17 protein-coding genes are annotated in these 15354 nt (G+C 58.7%); 10 read left to right on the top strand and 7 right to left on the bottom strand.

Going from position 1 to position 15354, the window contains the following annotated elements:
* Nucleotides 1-6: 6 nt before the first annotated feature.
* The 4 genes from mreD to csrD form a co-directional block, all read right to left on the bottom strand.
* Entirely contained in the window at nt 7-495 is a 489-nt protein-coding gene (mreD, locus tag ACL2XN_RS20525; protein WP_410013320.1) for a rod shape-determining protein MreD, read from the bottom strand.
* Nucleotides 492-1742: a rod shape-determining protein MreC gene (gene mreC, locus ACL2XN_RS20520; protein WP_413729349.1), complete on the bottom strand. Its 1251-nt coding sequence runs from the start codon at nt 1740-1742 to the stop codon at nt 492-494. Before mreC ends, mreD begins: the two co-directional genes overlap by 4 nt.
* 94 nt (nt 1743-1836) lie before the next feature.
* Nucleotides 1837-2880: a rod shape-determining protein MreB gene (gene mreB / locus ACL2XN_RS20515; RefSeq protein WP_004385136.1), complete on the bottom strand. Its 1044-nt coding sequence runs from the start codon at nt 2878-2880 to the stop codon at nt 1837-1839.
* 395 nt (nt 2881-3275) lie between these two features.
* Entirely contained in the window at nt 3276-5210 is a 1935-nt protein-coding gene (csrD, locus tag ACL2XN_RS20510) for an RNase E specificity factor CsrD (RefSeq protein WP_413729348.1), read from the bottom strand.
* A 204-nt stretch (nt 5211-5414) separates the two neighbouring features.
* Between csrD and msrP the strand changes: the two genes are divergently transcribed.
* The 10 genes from msrP to fis all read left to right on the top strand — a co-directional run bounded on the left by msrP (nt 5415) and on the right by fis (nt 13844).
* Nucleotides 5415-6419 (top strand): protein-methionine-sulfoxide reductase catalytic subunit MsrP, encoded by a 1005-nt coding sequence (gene msrP / locus ACL2XN_RS20505; protein WP_410013317.1) that lies wholly within the window; start codon nt 5415-5417, stop codon nt 6417-6419.
* Nucleotides 6420-7019, top strand: a complete 600-nt coding sequence (gene msrQ, locus ACL2XN_RS20500) for a protein-methionine-sulfoxide reductase heme-binding subunit MsrQ (protein WP_410013316.1) — start codon at nt 6420-6422, stop codon at nt 7017-7019.
* 241 nt (nt 7020-7260) lie between these two features.
* Nucleotides 7261-7713: a type II 3-dehydroquinate dehydratase gene (aroQ, locus tag ACL2XN_RS20495; RefSeq protein ID WP_413721548.1), complete on the top strand. Its 453-nt coding sequence runs from the start codon at nt 7261-7263 to the stop codon at nt 7711-7713.
* 21 nt (nt 7714-7734) lie between these two features.
* Complete coding sequence (gene accB, locus ACL2XN_RS20490) at nt 7735-8199, top strand: acetyl-CoA carboxylase biotin carboxyl carrier protein (RefSeq protein ID WP_410013314.1); 465 nt, start codon at nt 7735-7737, stop codon at nt 8197-8199.
* Between the two features lie 11 nt (nt 8200-8210).
* Nucleotides 8211-9560: an acetyl-CoA carboxylase biotin carboxylase subunit gene (gene accC, locus ACL2XN_RS20485; protein WP_410013313.1), complete on the top strand. Its 1350-nt coding sequence runs from the start codon at nt 8211-8213 to the stop codon at nt 9558-9560.
* A gap of 131 nt (nt 9561-9691) precedes the next feature.
* The gene (locus ACL2XN_RS20480; protein WP_410013312.1) at nt 9692-9934 is read left to right on the top strand and encodes a YhdT family protein; all 243 of its coding nucleotides are present in this window, start codon (nt 9692-9694) and stop codon (nt 9932-9934) included.
* The gene (gene panF, locus ACL2XN_RS20475) at nt 9924-11369 is read left to right on the top strand and encodes a sodium/pantothenate symporter (RefSeq protein ID WP_410016720.1); all 1446 of its coding nucleotides are present in this window, start codon (nt 9924-9926) and stop codon (nt 11367-11369) included. The genes ACL2XN_RS20480 and panF overlap by 11 nt, the downstream gene beginning before the upstream one ends.
* Nucleotides 11370-11390: 21 nt before the next feature.
* Nucleotides 11391-12272, top strand: coding sequence for a 50S ribosomal protein L11 methyltransferase (prmA, locus tag ACL2XN_RS20470; protein ID WP_413727608.1), 882 nt, complete (start codon nt 11391-11393; stop codon nt 12270-12272).
* Nucleotides 12273-12558: 286 nt separating this feature from the next.
* A complete protein-coding gene (gene dusB, locus ACL2XN_RS20465) occupies nt 12559-13524 on the top strand; it encodes a tRNA dihydrouridine synthase DusB (RefSeq protein WP_410013310.1) in 966 nt (321 codons plus the stop codon).
* Between the two features lie 23 nt (nt 13525-13547).
* Nucleotides 13548-13844, top strand: a complete 297-nt coding sequence (gene fis / locus ACL2XN_RS20460) for a DNA-binding transcriptional regulator Fis (protein WP_410013309.1) — start codon at nt 13548-13550, stop codon at nt 13842-13844.
* A 74-nt stretch (nt 13845-13918) separates the two neighbouring features.
* Here fis and ACL2XN_RS20455 read toward each other — a convergent pair whose 3' ends face one another.
* The 3 genes from ACL2XN_RS20455 to ACL2XN_RS20445 form a co-directional block, all read right to left on the bottom strand.
* The gene (locus ACL2XN_RS20455) at nt 13919-14608 is read right to left on the bottom strand and encodes a hypothetical protein (protein WP_410013308.1); all 690 of its coding nucleotides are present in this window, start codon (nt 14606-14608) and stop codon (nt 13919-13921) included.
* A gap of 134 nt (nt 14609-14742) precedes the next feature.
* Complete coding sequence (locus ACL2XN_RS20450) at nt 14743-14889, bottom strand: hypothetical protein (RefSeq protein ID WP_410013307.1); 147 nt, start codon at nt 14887-14889, stop codon at nt 14743-14745.
* Between the two features lie 88 nt (nt 14890-14977).
* Nucleotides 14978-15349 (bottom strand): carboxymuconolactone decarboxylase family protein, encoded by a 372-nt coding sequence (locus ACL2XN_RS20445; protein WP_410016719.1) that lies wholly within the window; start codon nt 15347-15349, stop codon nt 14978-14980.
* Nucleotides 15350-15354: the final 5 nt, after the last annotated feature.

Here is a 15354-nt window from a genome sequence, read left to right as displayed (position 1 = left end):
CAGCCCCTATTGCACGGAAAACTGGCGGCGCACTTTACGCATCAGTAAAAACAGCCACGGCCATAACACCCCGTCCACGACGCTGCTCCAGAAAATTTCCGGCCTGAATGAAATATTGATCACCAGGAACTCAGCCCAGAACACGATGACATGCATGGTCAATGATAGCATTACCACGATCAGCGACTGCTGCCATAGGGCCATATTCCTAAACAACTGGAATTTGAAGACCACCAGGTAGGCCAGGATGCTTAACGCCAGCGCCCTGACGCCCAGGATGGAACCCAGGATGAGATCCATGATAAGCCCCAGCACGAAGCCGGTGCCGACATTAACCCGGTGTGGTATCGCCATCACCCAGTAAATCAGCACCAGGCTGAGCCAGGAGGGCCTGAACAGGTAAAGCTGCTCGGGCCACGGCATGATTTGCAATACGATGGCGAGAAGAAATGAGAGCCAGATGACCCAGGTGCCGTTGCGGCGATAACGGTTCATTGCCGGGACCCGGAAAACGGATTCACCGCCGGCGTGGACCGCCCTGAAGCCGGCGCCGTATGGCCGACTGCCGGCGCGTTGCCGGCGGGGGACGTCGGGTTGGCGTCCGGCGCGCTGCCGGCGGGGGCCGTACGGCTGGATGCCGGCGCAGCGCTATCCGCCGCGGTGCGATTGCCCGCCGGCGCGGCGCGACCCGTCGCCGCGTGATTGGCCGGCGACGCATTGCCGGCCGGTGCCGCGCGGGAGGTCCCCGCCCTGGCATCCGCCGCCGGCGCAGCGGCGGCGGGCGCCGCGGCCGGTGCGCTTGCCGGCGCTTCCGGCCCCATGATGCTATCCTGGGACGGCAACACCTGCGGCATCATCTGCATCAGGCGTTCATTGGCCACCCGATGGACCTCCGCCGGCGGCAGCGGCACCTCGCCCCGGGGGTCGGCTCCCCATAACAACAGCAAATAGCGCAGCCGCTGCAATTGGGCGGTCGGCCTGGCCTGGATCACGGTGTAGGCACGCTGGGTATCGACCTTAACCGACGACACCACGCCCACCGGATATCCTTCGGGGAAACGGCCGCCAAGACCGGAGGTCACCAGCACATCGCCGACGCGGATATCGGTGTTGCCCGGTAAATGCTCCAGCTGCAGATCTTCGGTGCAGCCGTTGCCGGCCACGATGACCCGGATATCGTTGCGTAAGACCTGGATGGGCAAGGCATGGGACGCATCGCAAATCAGCAACACCCGGCTGGTCATTTTGCCGGCGGCCACTACCTGGCCGACCACGCCTTTGTCGCTGATGACCGGCTGGCCGACATAAACGCCGCTGTCCAGACCTTTATCGATCACCACCTGGTCGCTGTAAGGATCGGTACTGGTGGAGATAACCTGGGTGACCATCTTCTGCTCATCCTGGCGCAGGGGCGAACCGAGCAGCTCGCGCAGACGCGCGTTCTCCTGCCGGAATTGCCCCAGCAGCAGCTGTTCGCTGTTCCTGAGCAGCAGTTCCTGGCGCAGGGTATGGTTCTCCTGCTCGAGCTGTCCGCGCGACGCCAGCGTTTCCGACACGTTGTCCAGCATCTTGCGCGGACCATTGGCCAGGAAATAGAACGGGCTGACGGCGGTATCCATGTATGTGCGTATCTGCACAAAGGTCCCGAGCCGGCTGTCGGCGATAATAATGGCGATAGCCACCATCACGGCCAGGAACAGTCGGAGTTGCAGAGAAGGTCCCCTGCTAAAAATCGGCTTCATAAGCTATGCATTTTCCTCAACAAAAAAGGGGGGCGCCGACCAGGATGAGAAATCTCAGCGTTCACCCGGGTGGTTCCCCCCTTTTCGAGGCAGGTTATTCTTCGCTGAACAAATCACCGCCGTGCATATCGATCATCTCCAGCGCCTTGCCGCCACCACGGGCGACGCAGGTGAGGGGATCTTCCGCCACCACCACGGGTATGCCGGTCTCTTCCATCAGCAGACGGTCGAGATTGCGCAGCAACGCGCCGCCGCCGGTCAGGACCATGCCGCGCTCGGAGATATCGGAGGCCAGCTCGGGCGGGCACTGTTCCAGCGCCACCATGACCGCGCTCACGATGCCGGTTAACGGCTCCTGCAGCGCTTCAAGGATTTCATTGGAGTTCAGGGTAAAGCCCCGGGGCACGCCCTCGGCCAGATTACGGCCGCGGACTTCGATTTCCCTGACTTCATCGCCAGGATAAGCGGATCCAATTTCATGCTTGATGCGTTCGGCGGTGGCTTCGCCAATCAATGAGCCGTAATTGCGGCGCACATAATTAATAATAGCCTCATCGAAGCGATCGCCGCCAATACGCACGGAAGAAGAATAAACCACCCCGTTCAGGGAGATCACCGCCACTTCCGTGGTGCCGCCGCCGATATCCACCACCATGGAGCCGGTGGCTTCCGACACCGGCAGCCCGGCGCCGATGGCGGCGGCCATGGGTTCCTCAATCAGGAACACTTCGCGCGCCCCCGCCCCTTGGGCCGATTCACGGATCGCGCGACGTTCCACCTGGGTGGCGCCGACCGGGACGCAAACCAGCACCCGCGGACTCGGGCGCATGAAGCTGTTGCTGTGAACCTGTTTGATGAAGTGCTGCAGCATTTTTTCGGTGACGAAGAAATCCGCGATGACGCCGTCCTTCATCGGACGAATCGCCGCGATATTGCCGGGTGTGCGACCCAGCATCTGTTTGGCTTCATGGCCGACGGCGGCGACGCTTTTCGGCGAGCCGGCGCGATCCTGACGAATCGCGACGACGGAAGGTTCGTTCAGGACAATGCCCTGTCCTTTTACATAAATCAGGGTATTGGCTGTACCCAGGTCGATGGACAAGTCGTTGGAAAACATGCCACGAAATTTTTTAAACATAACTGAAGGATAATCCTGCAAGCTGGGGCGAAAGATAAAATCCGCCTACTTTACCAACCACGAGAAGCAGCGACAAGGCGCAATAACGCGCTGCTTCAATGAAAATACGTCCTCGTTAACATTCCCACACACCGAAGAAATCCCTGACGCGGTTTTTAGTCAGATGAAATGCGAGATTACTTCCGGCGCCGGTGTCGGCACTTATCGCTCTGCCTGCCGTATACGGGCGGACGCGCCGGCGGCGTGGCCACTGATAAACGGCAAAGGAGCGACAGATTGGCAACCGCAGGCAGAAAATCTGGCAGTGCACCTGATTCCAGGTAATGTAAGTACCTACTAACCAATTAGGTTAATGGGCGTATTGTACGTTAATTTTTCACGAACTTTTATACTATTCACGCATCCTGGCGTGAATATTTTTTTACCATCTCGTCCAGAGGCACTATCGGGGCAAAAAAGTCCCCTTGTCCCCCTGCGACCGCGTTATCCACCAGCGTTTGCCATTCCAGTTGGGTCCTTACGCCGGTGGCGAAAACCTGGGTCGCGGTGCCGACGCAGGCTTCGGGCAAGCTCTGGATGAACAGCTGATTTTCAGCACGGCGATCGATTTCCCTTGCCAGGCCGGGATGCAGCTTGATGAGAGATATCGTCACCGCGCTGATATAGGCGGTACTCACCACCGTCAGCCCCGCCTGTACCACGCTTAGACGACAGCCCAGCGCGTCCAGCAAGCGTAACACCGGACGCAACCGCACCAAGTGTTGACAAAGATCGGCCTCCACAAGTTCAAACATAATTTGCCGACGCTGTGTTTTTTCGCATTGCATCAGCGTATTGCGCAGCCACAGCCGGAAGTCGCGTTGCAGCAGCGAGTCAACGCTCAGGGTTATCGCCAGCACCCGTTCCGGCAATTGCGCCAGCAGGGGCAGGATACGGGTCAGCTGCTGCCGGTCGTAGCGCTCCATCAGTCCAAGGCGGCGCAGCATCGGCATAAATTCGGCGGCGGCCAACGCCTGGCCGCCTTCGGGGATACGGTTGATCACCACATGATGATCCAGACGGCCATCGCGCCGGTAGGCCGCGCGGGTAAACAGCTCCGGCCCGCCGCGCGCCAGGGTCTGTTCAAGCAAGGTGCGCCATTTGACATTGCCCCGCACCTGCTCCGGCACCCGCTTGTCGAATACCGACCAGGCGTTGCCGCCCTGCAATTCCGCTTCGCGGGCGGCCTGCTCAGCGGACTCCATCACTTCCACCGCCGTCTGGCCCTGGCGATAGACGCAAATGCCGATATGGAGCACATCGTCGCGGTGATGGCCCGCCACGCCCGGCAGGGTGGCAAGCGCCGCCACCAGTTGCGCCGCCAGCGACTCGGCCTCCTTGAGGGAGCAATGCGGCAGCAGCACCGCCAGATCGCGCCGGAAATAACGCGCCAGCAGCGCGTCGGGATAACGCATCACATAGGTGGCGATCAGCTGTATCAGCGCCTGTATCAGTTCCAGGGCCTGTGTTTTGCCCTGGCGCGTTTCCGGCAGCTCGGGATCCGGCGGCCGCAGCATCATCACCACGCCATGCGGCCCCATTTCCTGGCTGTCTTCCAGCTGGAGCGACAGCTGGTTGTCAAAAAACAGCCGGTTGCTCAGCCCGGTCTTGGCATCGCGCGCCGCGAACGCCCGGATCAGGATATCCACCCGGCTACGCTGCTCGCGGGCCTGCGCAAGGTCGCTGAGCAGGCGATCGATGGCGCTGCTGGTCAGCGACGGCGGCTCGCCGGCATTGCCCGACACGCTGTCACGCTCCCCATGCATAATCCGCCGGGCACGGTATTCCAGGGTTTCCTGCGGCTGGATTTGACGGCGCAGCCAGCGTAACCCCATCAGCAAAGAGAGCACCATCAGGACGATGGCGATGCTTACCGGCGCGGTCACTGCCAGCGAGCGCACCTCGCTTAACAGCGCCGTGGGATAGGTCAGCCGGACCAGCAAGTCGGGATGATGAGGCAACGCCAGGCTGCGGCGCAGGAAATCGGAGGGAGGATGGCCGCTCTCCGCCAGGCCCGCGGGCAGGAAACGGTTCAGCGTGGTCTCGCCGCGGCGGATTTCCAGCTCGCTGATGCCGCCGCTTTGCAGGGCAAACGGCAGCCAGCGCGCCAGGTCGGCGGGTGATTGGGTCGACAGCGCCTCATCGAGCGCCGCGGCAAGCGCCGCCATTTGCCGATCGGTACGGTGCTCATTGAGGTAAAAAAAACTTAACGCGCTGCCCGCCAGCATCAATAACATCACCAGCGCGCACAGCAAGGCCACCATAGCGGAAAGTCTGACGAGTAATCGCATCCCTGTGCCCCGGTAAAATATCTGAGGTAAGCCTGACGATATTTTATCGTCAGTACGGACAAAATGACATATTTTCAACCAAAGCGGGCAAAATATCGCCAGCCGACGGGTGGCGTGGAAAAATAGTCGCCGGGACGCGGGAATAAAAAAACGTTTTATACGTCATACTGGCTACAGAGCCTTAATTGCTTAATGGAGACGATTATGACCCGAAACCGCAAACTGCGGGAAGCCGACGTTACCGCCGAGGCCGTGTTTTTCCAGCGGCGTAAGGTGTTGCAAGCGCTGGGCATCACCGCGGCCTCGCTCAGCCTGCCGCTGTCGGCCCGGGCCAACGTATTGTCCTGGTTTAAGGGCGACAAGGCCGCCCCCGCCGCGCCGACGGGCAAGGATCTGTCTTTCAGCCGGCCCGCCGCCTGGCATGCCGATTTGCCGCTGACGCCGTATGATAAAGTCACCGGCTATAATAATTTCTACGAATTCGGCCTGGATAAAGCCGATCCGGCGGCCAACGCCGGCGGCCTGAAAACCGACGGCTGGAAAGTGGTCATCGACGGCGAAGTGGCTAAGCCCATGACGCTTGACATGGACGACATCCTGAAACGTTTTGCGCTGGAAGAACGTATTTACCGGCTGCGCTGCGTGGAGGCCTGGTCAATGGTCGTGCCCTGGACCGGTTTTGAGCTGGGAAAACTGCTTAAGCTGGCGGAGCCCACCAGCCAGGCGCGTTATGTCGCGTTCCAGACCTTGGACGATCCGGAGCAGATGCCGGGAGAAAAGGACCGTTATATCGGCGGCGGCCTGGATTACCCTTATGTGGAGGGGCTGCGGATCGATGAGGCCATGAACCCGCTGGCGCTGATGACGGTCGGCGTTTACGGCAAAACGCTGCCGCCGCAAAACGGCGCGCCCATCCGCCTGATTACCCCCTGGAAATATGGTTTTAAGGGCATCAAATCCATTGTCCATATCCGGCTGACGCGCGAGCAGCCGCCCACCACCTGGAATCTTTCCGCGCCGAACGAGTATGGATTTTACGCTAACGTGAATCCGCATGTGGATCACCCCCGCTGGTCCCAGGCAACGGAAAGGGCTATCGGCGCCGGCGGCATCCTGGATGTAAAACGCCAGCCGACCCTGTTGTTCAACGGCTACGCCGAACAGGTGGCCGGCTTATATCGTGGCCTGGATTTGCGGGAGAATTTCTGAGTGCGGCTTAACCTTAAACACATTTTCTGGCTAAAGGTACTGATTCACCTGGCGGCGTTCCTGCCCCTGGTCTGGCTGGTCTATGCGGTCAGCCAGGGCGATTTCAGCGCCGACCCGGCCAAGGATATCCAGCACTTTACCGGGCGCATGGGGCTAAAACTGTTGCTGGCGTCGCTGTTGATAACCCCGCTGGCCCGGTATGGCCGCCAACCCCTGCTGATCCGCTGCCGCCGTCTTATCGGCCTGTGGTGTTTCGCCTGGGTAAGCCTGCATCTGCTGAGCTATTCCGTGCTTGAACTGGGCATCGACAATCTCGGCCTGCTGGGCCGGGAACTGGTCTCCCGCCCCTACCTGACGCTGGGCATCATCAGCTGGCTGATTTTACTGGCGCTGGCGCTGACCTCCACCCAGCGCGCCCAGCGGCAATTGAAAAGCCGGTGGCAAACGCTGCACAATCTGGTCTATGTGGTGGCGATCCTGGCGCCGATACACTATCTCTGGTCGGTCAAAATTCTCTCGCCCCAGCCGGTGTTGTATGCTCTGGCGGCGGCGGTTCTGTTAGCACTGCGTTACAAAAAATTTCGCGGCTGGTGGCGCTAGCCGCGGAATTTTTTATTTCATTCCCCCGCCAAAATGCGCTATCTTGCACTCCACTTTGGATACCGCGTCCAGCTTATCTTCGCAGATAACGCCAGTATGTTGCTGCGAAAAGTTGCGATATCATTATAATGCTTGACCCTGTTAACACTCTGGCCCGGATTTTTCATCAAAAAGGTGACAAAACGGTTACGGAAGGTTATTTTTTACGGGGCTTCGTTAATTAACCGGAGATAGCGGCACGATGGCGGATAAGTTTCACATTTTGCTCCTCAATGGTCCCAACCTGAATCTGCTCGGGACCCGTGAGCCGGATAAGTATGGCCACACCACGCTCGCCGATATCATCAGCAGCCTTGAAACACAGGCGCAGGCTCTCGGCGTGACGTTAAGCCACCTGCAATCCAATGCGGAACATGTCCTGATAGATCGCATCCATCAGGCCCGCGGTAATACCGATTTTATCGTGATCAATCCCGCGGCGTTTACCCATACCAGCGTAGCGTTGCGCGACGCGCTGTTAGCGGTAAACATCCCATTTATTGAAATTCACTTATCCAATGTGCATGCGCGCGAGCCATTCCGACATCATTCCTATCTCTCCGATATTGCGGTTGGCGTTATCTGCGGCCTCGGCGCCGATGGTTATAATTTTGCTTTTCAGACGGCGGTCAATCGTCTGTCTGCATCCAATTAATTAGAGTATGGAACCCCACTCATGGATATTCGTAAGATCAAGAAGCTGATTGAACTGGTTGAAGAGTCCGGCATTTCAGAGCTGGAAATCTCCGAAGGTGAGGAATCGGTTCGTATCAGCCGTGCTCCGGCCATGCCTGCCTATCCCATGATGCAACAGGCTTATATCCCCGCGGCCCAGCAGCAGGTGGCCCCGGTGGCCGCCGCCGCGCCTGCGGCCGAGCAGGCCGCCGCCGTACCCGCCGCCATGAGCGGCCATTTGGTGCGCTCCCCGATGGTCGGCACGTTTTATCGCACCCCAAGCCCTGACGCGAAACCTTTTATCGAAGTCGGACAAAAGGTCAATGTCGGCGACACGCTGTGCATCGTCGAAGCCATGAAAATGATGAACCAGATAGAGTCCGACAAAGCCGGGGTGGTCAAAGCCATTCTGCTGGACAATGGTCAACCGGTTGAATTCGACGAGCCGCTGGTCGTCATCGAATAACGAGGCGCCACATGCTAGATAAAATTGTTATCGCCAATCGTGGTGAAATTGCGCTGCGTATTTTGCGCGCTTGTAAGGAATTGGGTATTAAGACCGTGGCCGTGCATTCCACGGTGGACCGCGATCTGAAACACGTACTGCTGGCCGATGAAACCATTTGTATCGGGCCCGCGCCTTCGGTAAAAAGCTATCTCAACATCCCGGCGATTATTTCGGCGGCGGAAATTACCGGCTCGGTGGCCATCCATCCCGGGTACGGTTTCCTGTCCGAAAACGCGGATTTTGCCGAGCAGGTTGAACGCTCCGGCTTTATCTTTATCGGGCCGCGCGCCGAAACCATTCGCCTGATGGGCGACAAGGTTTCGGCCATCAGCGCGATGAAAAAAGCCGGCGTGCCTTGCGTGCCCGGTTCCGACGGCCCGGTCGGCGATGATATGGAAAAAAACCGCGCGGTGGCCAAGCGTATCGGTTACCCGGTTATCATCAAGGCCTCGGGCGGCGGCGGCGGGCGCGGCATGCGCGTCGTGCGCGGCGACAACGAGCTGGAATCATCGATCAAAATGACCCGCGCCGAAGCCAAGGCGGCGTTTAACAACGATGTCATTTACATGGAAAAGTACCTGGAAAATCCCCGGCATATCGAGGTCCAGGTATTGGCGGACGGCCAGGGCAACGCCATCTACCTGGCGGAACGCGACTGCTCCATGCAGCGCCGCCACCAGAAAGTGGTGGAGGAAGCGCCCGCGCCGGGCATTACCGAAGCCATGCGCCGCTACATCGGCGAACGCTGCTCCAAGGCGTGCCGGGATATCGGCTATCGCGGCGCCGGCACCTTTGAATTCCTGTATGAGAACGGTGAGTTTTATTTCATTGAGATGAATACCCGCATCCAGGTGGAGCATCCGGTTACCGAAATGATTACCGGCGTGGATCTCATCAAGGAACAGCTGCGCATCGCCGCCGGCCAGCCTTTGTCCATCAAGCAGGACGAAGTACGGGTTACGGGGCACGCGGTGGAATGCCGTATCAACGCCGAGGATCCCAACACCTTTATGCCCAGTCCGGGCAAGATCACCCGCTTCCATGCGCCGGGTGGTTTCGGCGTGCGCTGGGAATCGCATATCTACGCGGGCTATACCGTACCGCCGTATTATGATTCCATGATTGGTAAATTGATTTGTTATGGCGAGAACCGCGACGTGGCCATCGCGCGCATGAAAAATGCGCTGGCGGAGCTTATCATCGACGGCATCAAAACCAACATTGATTTGCAGCTGAAAATCATGAACGACGAAAACTTCCAGCACGGCGGCACCAACATCCATTACCTGGAGAAAAAGCTCGGTTTAGTGGAAAAATAACCCGCGCTGCAAAAGGCCGGTTGTCACCGGCCTTTTCCGTTTAAATCCCCTTTAGCACTATGCAAATCGGCTGCATGCCGTAAAATCGCCTTTTTTTCGTTATCATTCATTCATCCCGGTACCAAGACATCATGGATAAACGATTTCTTCAGGCTCACCGCGAAGCCCGGTGGGCGTTTGGCCTGGCGGTGGCCTATCTGATTGCCTGGGTGCTGGCCGCCTACCTGCCCGACGACCGGCAGGGGATCACCGGCCTGCCCCATTGGTTTGAAATGGCCTGCCTGTGGGTGCCGCTGCTGTTCCTGGCGCTTTGCTGGCTGATGGTGCGCGTTATCTACCGCGATATCCCCCTGGAGGATAATGATGCAAAGTGAGATCCTTTTACCGCTGATTGCCTACCTGGTCCTGGTCTTCGCGCTTTCGTTCTATGCCTACCGCCGCCGCCAGAAGGGCGAGTTCCTGACGGAATATTTCCTCGGCAACCGCTCGATGGGCGGGTTTGTGCTGGCGATGACCCTCACCGCCACCTATATCAGCGCCAGCTCCTTTATCGGCGGGCCGGGCGCGGCCTACAAATATGGACTCGGCTGGGTACTGCTGGCGATGATCCAACTGCCGACGGTCTGGCTGTCTCTGGGTGTGCTCGGCAAGAAATTCGCCATCCTCGCCCGCCGCTACAACGCGGTCACTCTCAACGATATGCTGCTGGCCCGCTATCAAAGCCCGCTGCTGGTATGGCTTGCCAGTATCAGCCTGCTGGTGGCCTTTATCGGCGCCATGACGGTGCAGTTTATCGGCGGCGCGCGCCTGCTGGAAACCGCCGCCGGCATCCCCTACGATACCGGGCTGCTGATTTTCGGCATCAGCATCGCGTTGTATACGTCGTTCGGTGGTTTTCGCGCCAGCGTGCTCAACGACGCTTTCCAGGGACTGGTCATGCTGCTGGGCACTTTTATCCTGCTGTTCAGCGTTATCCACGCCGCGGGCGGCCTGTCCGCAGCGGTGACCAAACTCCAGCACATCCAGCCGGCGCTGGTATCCCCGACAGGCGTCGACCACGTGCTGACGCCGCAGTTTATGTCGTCGTTCTGGATCCTGGTGTGCTTCGGCGTTATCGGCCTGCCCCATACCGCGGTGCGCTGCATTTCGTACCGGGACAGCAAAGCCGTACATCGCGGCATTATTATCGGCACCCTGGTGATCGGCGTGCTGATGCTGGGCATGCACCTTGCCGGCGCCCTGGGCCGGGCGATACTACCCGACCTGACCATTCCCGACCAGGTGATCCCGACGCTGATGATCACCGTCCTGCCGCCGGTGGTGGCCGGCATATTTCTGGCCGCGCCTTTGGCGGCGATCATGTCGACAATCAACGCGCAACTGCTGCAATCCTCGGCGACCATCGTCAAGGATCTCTATCTCAGCCTGCGTCCCGCCCAGGCGGGCAACGAACGCTTGCTGACGCGGATGTCGGGCACGGTCACGCTGGCGCTGGGCCTGTTATTAATGGTGGCCGCCTGGCGCCCGCCGGAGATGATCATCTGGCTCAACCTGCTGGCCTTCGGCGGGCTCGAGGCGGTATTTCTGTGGCCGCTGGTGCTGGGGCTATACTGGGAACGCGCCAACGCGGCCGGGGCCCTGAGCGCGATGATCGCCGGCGGGGTCTGTTACGCCGTGCTCGCCACCCTTGATGTGCATATCGGCGGTTTCCATCCCATTGTGCCCGCCCTGGCGCTGAGCCTGGCGGCGTTCCTGGCGGGCAACTGCCTTCGCCCCGCCGCCCGGCCCGTTGCCCGGCCCGGCCTTTAATTTTTTTATTGGGAGCAACAGATGCCCTGGATTCAAATGAAGATCAACACCACCGGCGCCAACGCCGAGGAACTCAGCGACGCGCTGATGGAATGCGGCGCGGTATCGGTCACCTTTCAGGATACCCACGACAACCCGGTATTCGAGCCGCTGCCGGGCGAGACGCGGTTATGGGGCGATACCGATGTCATAGGCCTTTTTGCGGCCGATATCGACATAGCGGCGCTTATAGACGCCTTATCGGGCCATGCCCTGCTGGGACAGGATTTCCATCCTAAAATCGAGCAGTTGGAAGATAAGGACTGGGAACGCGAATGGATGGATAATTTCCACCCCATGCGCTTTGGCGAACGGCTGTGGATCTGCCCCAGCTGGCGCCCGGTGCCGGACGCCACGGCGGTAAACGTCATGCTCGACCCCGGCCTGGCCTTCGGCACCGGCACCCATCCCACCACCGCCCTTTGCCTGCAATGGCTGGACGGTTTGGACCTGGCGGGTAAAACGGTAATCGATTTTGGCTGCGGTTCCGGCATCCTGGCCATCGCGGCGTTGAAACTGGGCGCGGCGCACGCCATCGGCATTGATATCGATCCGCAGGCCATCCAGGCCAGCCGTGACAACGCCCAACGCAATGCGGTGGGCGATCGGCTCGACCTGTATTTGTCGCATGACAAACCCGACGACCTGAGCGCCGACGTGGTGGTGGCGAATATCCTGGCCGGCCCCCTGCGCGAACTGGCGCCGCTTATCTCCCTCCTGCCGAAACCGGGCGGCTATCTCGGCCTGTCGGGCATCCTGGCAAGCCAGGCGGAAAACGTCAAGGCGGCTTACGCCGACGCGTTTTCGCTCGACCCGGTGGCGGAAAAGGACGAGTGGTGCCGGATAACCGGCCGCCGCCGCTAATCCGGCGGCAAGCGCGTCCCGCCGCGTCGCCGGGGACGGGGACGGGGACGGGGACGGGGACGGGGACGGGGACGGGGCGGGAGCGATTCAGGAAAAAATCGCGACCGCACCAAATATTTTTCAGCTACAACTTTTTGTTTTTATTGTGAAAAATTCGAAAGATGACATGCAAAGAACAATTTCATTGATCTATAACAGCGGATTGTTCAAAGTTTGGCCTTTCATCTGACGAAAAAAATGCGTAATATACGCGCCCTTGCGGACACAGTATGGTCTCTCTTTGTCTATGCGTATTGGACACCTGCAGCTCGATAATCGCCTGATAGCCGCCCCGATGGCCGGAGTGACAGACCGCCCATTCAGAGCACTCTGTCATGCGATGGGAGCGGGGTTGACCTTTTCCGAGATGCTTTCCTCGAATCCTGAGGTATGGCGCACGGATAAGTCCCGTCTACGTATGGTACATAGTGATGAACCCGGTATCCGGGCCGTGCAGATTGCCGGATGCGATCCTGCTGATATGGCCGCCGCCGCCGTCATTAACGTGGCAAACGGCGCGCAGCTGATTGATATCAACATGGGTTGCCCCGCCAAGAAGGTTAACCGGAAAATGGCGGGCTCCGCCTTGCTGCAGTTTCCGGATCTGGTGAAACAGATCCTGCTGACCGTGGTAAAGGCGGTGGACGTGCCGGTGATGCTGAAAATACGCACGGGCTGGTCGCCGGAACACCGAAATTGTGTAGAAATTGCCCAATTGGCCGAAGATTGTGGTATACAGGCCATCACAATACATGGCCGAACCCGCGCCTGCTTGTTCAACGGCAACGCGGAGTACGACAGTATTCGGGCAGTTAAGCAGTCTGTTACCATTCCGGTTATCGCGAATGGCGACATTACTGACCCGCATAAAGCCAGAGCGGTGCTTGACTACACCGGGGCCGACGCCCTGATGATAGGACGCGCCGCTCAGGGAAGACCCTGGATCTTCCGGGAAATCCAGCATTATCTGGATACGGGGGAGCTGCTGCCGCCGCCGCCGTTAGGCGAGGTGAAGCGTTTGTTGATAGAGCATGTACGGGAACTGCACGACTTTTATGGTCCAGGCAAAGGATTCCGCATTGCTCGTAAGCACGTCTCCTGGTATCTGCAGGAGCATGCCCCCGACAACCAGTTTAGGCGCACATTCAACGCCATTGAGGATGCCGGCGAACAGCTGGAGGCGTTGAAGGCATATTTTGAAAATCTTGCGTAATAGAAAAAAGAGCTGACAGAACTATGTTCGAACAACGCGTAAATTCTGACGTACTGACCGTTTCCACCGTTAACTCTCAGGATCAGGTAACTCAAAAACCGCTGCGGGACTCGGTGAAACAAGCACTGAAGAACTATTTTGCTCAATTAAACGGTCAGGATGTAAATGATGTGTATGAGCTGGTACTGGCTGAAGTAGAACAGCCACTGTTGGACATGGTCATGCAATACACCCGTGGCAACCAAACCCGCGCGGCCCTGATGATGGGCATTAACCGCGGTACACTGCGTAAGAAATTGAAAAAGTATGGTATGAACTAATACCACTGCTAACTGAATAAAAATAAAGGCGTTATTGGGCAACCAATAACGCCTTTTTATTGCCCTGCCGTCGGCTATTTAACCCATTGGCCGCGTCCGGCCGGCAGCGCCGCCAGGCTTCTTGCCATTGCGCGTCGATACTGTATTGCCGCCACCAACGCCAGGAACGGCAGCGACAGCTCCAGAAATTCTTCCTGCGAGGTTTGCAACGCCACCAGCCATTCAGGCGCGTGCCAGCCGAAAGTGCCCTTAATCATGCCCAGGGAACGGTCGATAATGTTGGTCAGCCCAATCAGGAACACAAAAGTGGCGATGGTCACCGCATGGGCTTTGCCCATGCGCACCGCGCGCAAAACAGGCAACGCATGCCTGACCAGCAGATACAGGCAGGCAACGACAATAGGCACCAGCGACAGCACGGCGTACAGCTTATCAAGCGTGGGCAGGGAACCGGTCCAGAAGCGCAGTTTAAGCATGCTCATATGATCGATATATTTATGCAGGTCCGCCTCGCGCGCCATCATCGCCAGCAGGGCCACGATGACGGCGACACGGGTGCGCCGCCGGCATAGCGGCAGGGGCAGCAGCGCCAGCGACAGGACGGCGATGCCGTATCCCACCAGAGTCAGGTTTTCCACCAGCTGCCCCTCTTCGACCAGATGCACCAATATGTCGGTGGGCATCAGGCACCATAGGATCAAGGTGAACAGGGACACGCCGACTGCCAGCCAGACAGAAAAGCGAGGGGTATCAAGAAAGGACATGGCGCCATCTCTAAAAAAAAGGAAACCATTATTACCGGTAGCAACCTATTTTTTTTAACAATCCATGCGCACTCATTACCCGTATTAATCTGTTTTGCCGTTTCCATCACAACATGTGCCCTCCAGCCAGGCGGTCAGCCCATCTTCACCGGCAGATCCGGCGATGCCGGGGACATGGCTATCGGCGCGCTACCCTGCTGCCGCAGCGTTTCCAGGTACGCCCGCTCGCGCCGCAGCCTGCTGCCGGCCGTTTCTATCTTGCCCGGATATAATTTACGCATAGGCTTATCACTCACTGTACCCGCCATTGCGCAGTGTTACTTCATCCGCCTCCCGCAGGACTAAGCGATCGGCAACGATACGGGGATATCAGGATGGATTAAACACCGCTTTCGCCACAAACAGCCCATTCAACGCCGCCGGGAAGCCCGCGTATATCGCCATCTGCATAATGATTTCGGTGATCTCCTCACGCGTTAACCCTACGTTCAGGCCGGCCTGGATATGGACGTTCAACTGCGGCGCGCAGTTGCCCATCGCCGTTAGCGCGGCGATGGTGGCGATTTCACGCGCGCGCAGGTCAAGCCCGGGACGTGAATAAATATCGCCAAACGGAAACTCAAGCAGATAACGCGCGAAATCGGGCGCGATATCGGCTAAGGCGTCAATCACGTTTTCTCCGGCGCTGCCGTCGATAGCGGCTAAGGCTTTTTTACCCTGTTCCAGTCTGGATAGGGTTATATTCT

Origin of the sequence: Sodalis sp. RH22 (assembly GCF_047324165.1) — a bacterium.
GTDB lineage: Bacteria > Pseudomonadota > Gammaproteobacteria > Enterobacterales > Enterobacteriaceae > Acerihabitans.
Note: the sequence above shows the minus strand (reverse complement) of the source record. Positions and strands in the feature narration are given on the sequence as shown.

Coding starts and splice junctions, on each gene's coding strand:
- aroQ (WP_413721548.1), top strand. CDS start 7,261: ATGGCGGATAAGTTTCACATTTTGCTCCTCAATGGTCCCAACCTGAAT.
- accC (WP_410013313.1), top strand. CDS start 8,211: ATGCTAGATAAAATTGTTATCGCCAATCGTGGTGAAATTGCGCTGCGT.
- ACL2XN_RS20450 (WP_410013307.1), bottom strand. CDS start 14,889: ATGCGTAAATTATATCCGGGCAAGATAGAAACGGCCGGCAGCAGGCTG.
- panF (WP_410016720.1), top strand. CDS start 9,924: ATGCAAAGTGAGATCCTTTTACCGCTGATTGCCTACCTGGTCCTGGTC.
- ACL2XN_RS20455 (WP_410013308.1), bottom strand. CDS start 14,608: ATGTCCTTTCTTGATACCCCTCGCTTTTCTGTCTGGCTGGCAGTCGGC.
- mreC (WP_413729349.1), bottom strand. CDS start 1,742: ATGAAGCCGATTTTTAGCAGGGGACCTTCTCTGCAACTCCGACTGTTC.
- csrD (WP_413729348.1), bottom strand. CDS start 5,210: ATGCGATTACTCGTCAGACTTTCCGCTATGGTGGCCTTGCTGTGCGCG.
- fis (WP_410013309.1), top strand. CDS start 13,548: ATGTTCGAACAACGCGTAAATTCTGACGTACTGACCGTTTCCACCGTT.
- mreD (WP_410013320.1), bottom strand. CDS start 495: ATGAACCGTTATCGCCGCAACGGCACCTGGGTCATCTGGCTCTCATTT.
- msrP (WP_410013317.1), top strand. CDS start 5,415: ATGACCCGAAACCGCAAACTGCGGGAAGCCGACGTTACCGCCGAGGCC.
- ACL2XN_RS20480 (WP_410013312.1), top strand. CDS start 9,692: ATGGATAAACGATTTCTTCAGGCTCACCGCGAAGCCCGGTGGGCGTTT.
- dusB (WP_410013310.1), top strand. CDS start 12,559: ATGCGTATTGGACACCTGCAGCTCGATAATCGCCTGATAGCCGCCCCG.
- mreB (WP_004385136.1), bottom strand. CDS start 2,880: ATGTTTAAAAAATTTCGTGGCATGTTTTCCAACGACTTGTCCATCGAC.
- prmA (WP_413727608.1), top strand. CDS start 11,391: ATGCCCTGGATTCAAATGAAGATCAACACCACCGGCGCCAACGCCGAG.
- accB (WP_410013314.1), top strand. CDS start 7,735: ATGGATATTCGTAAGATCAAGAAGCTGATTGAACTGGTTGAAGAGTCC.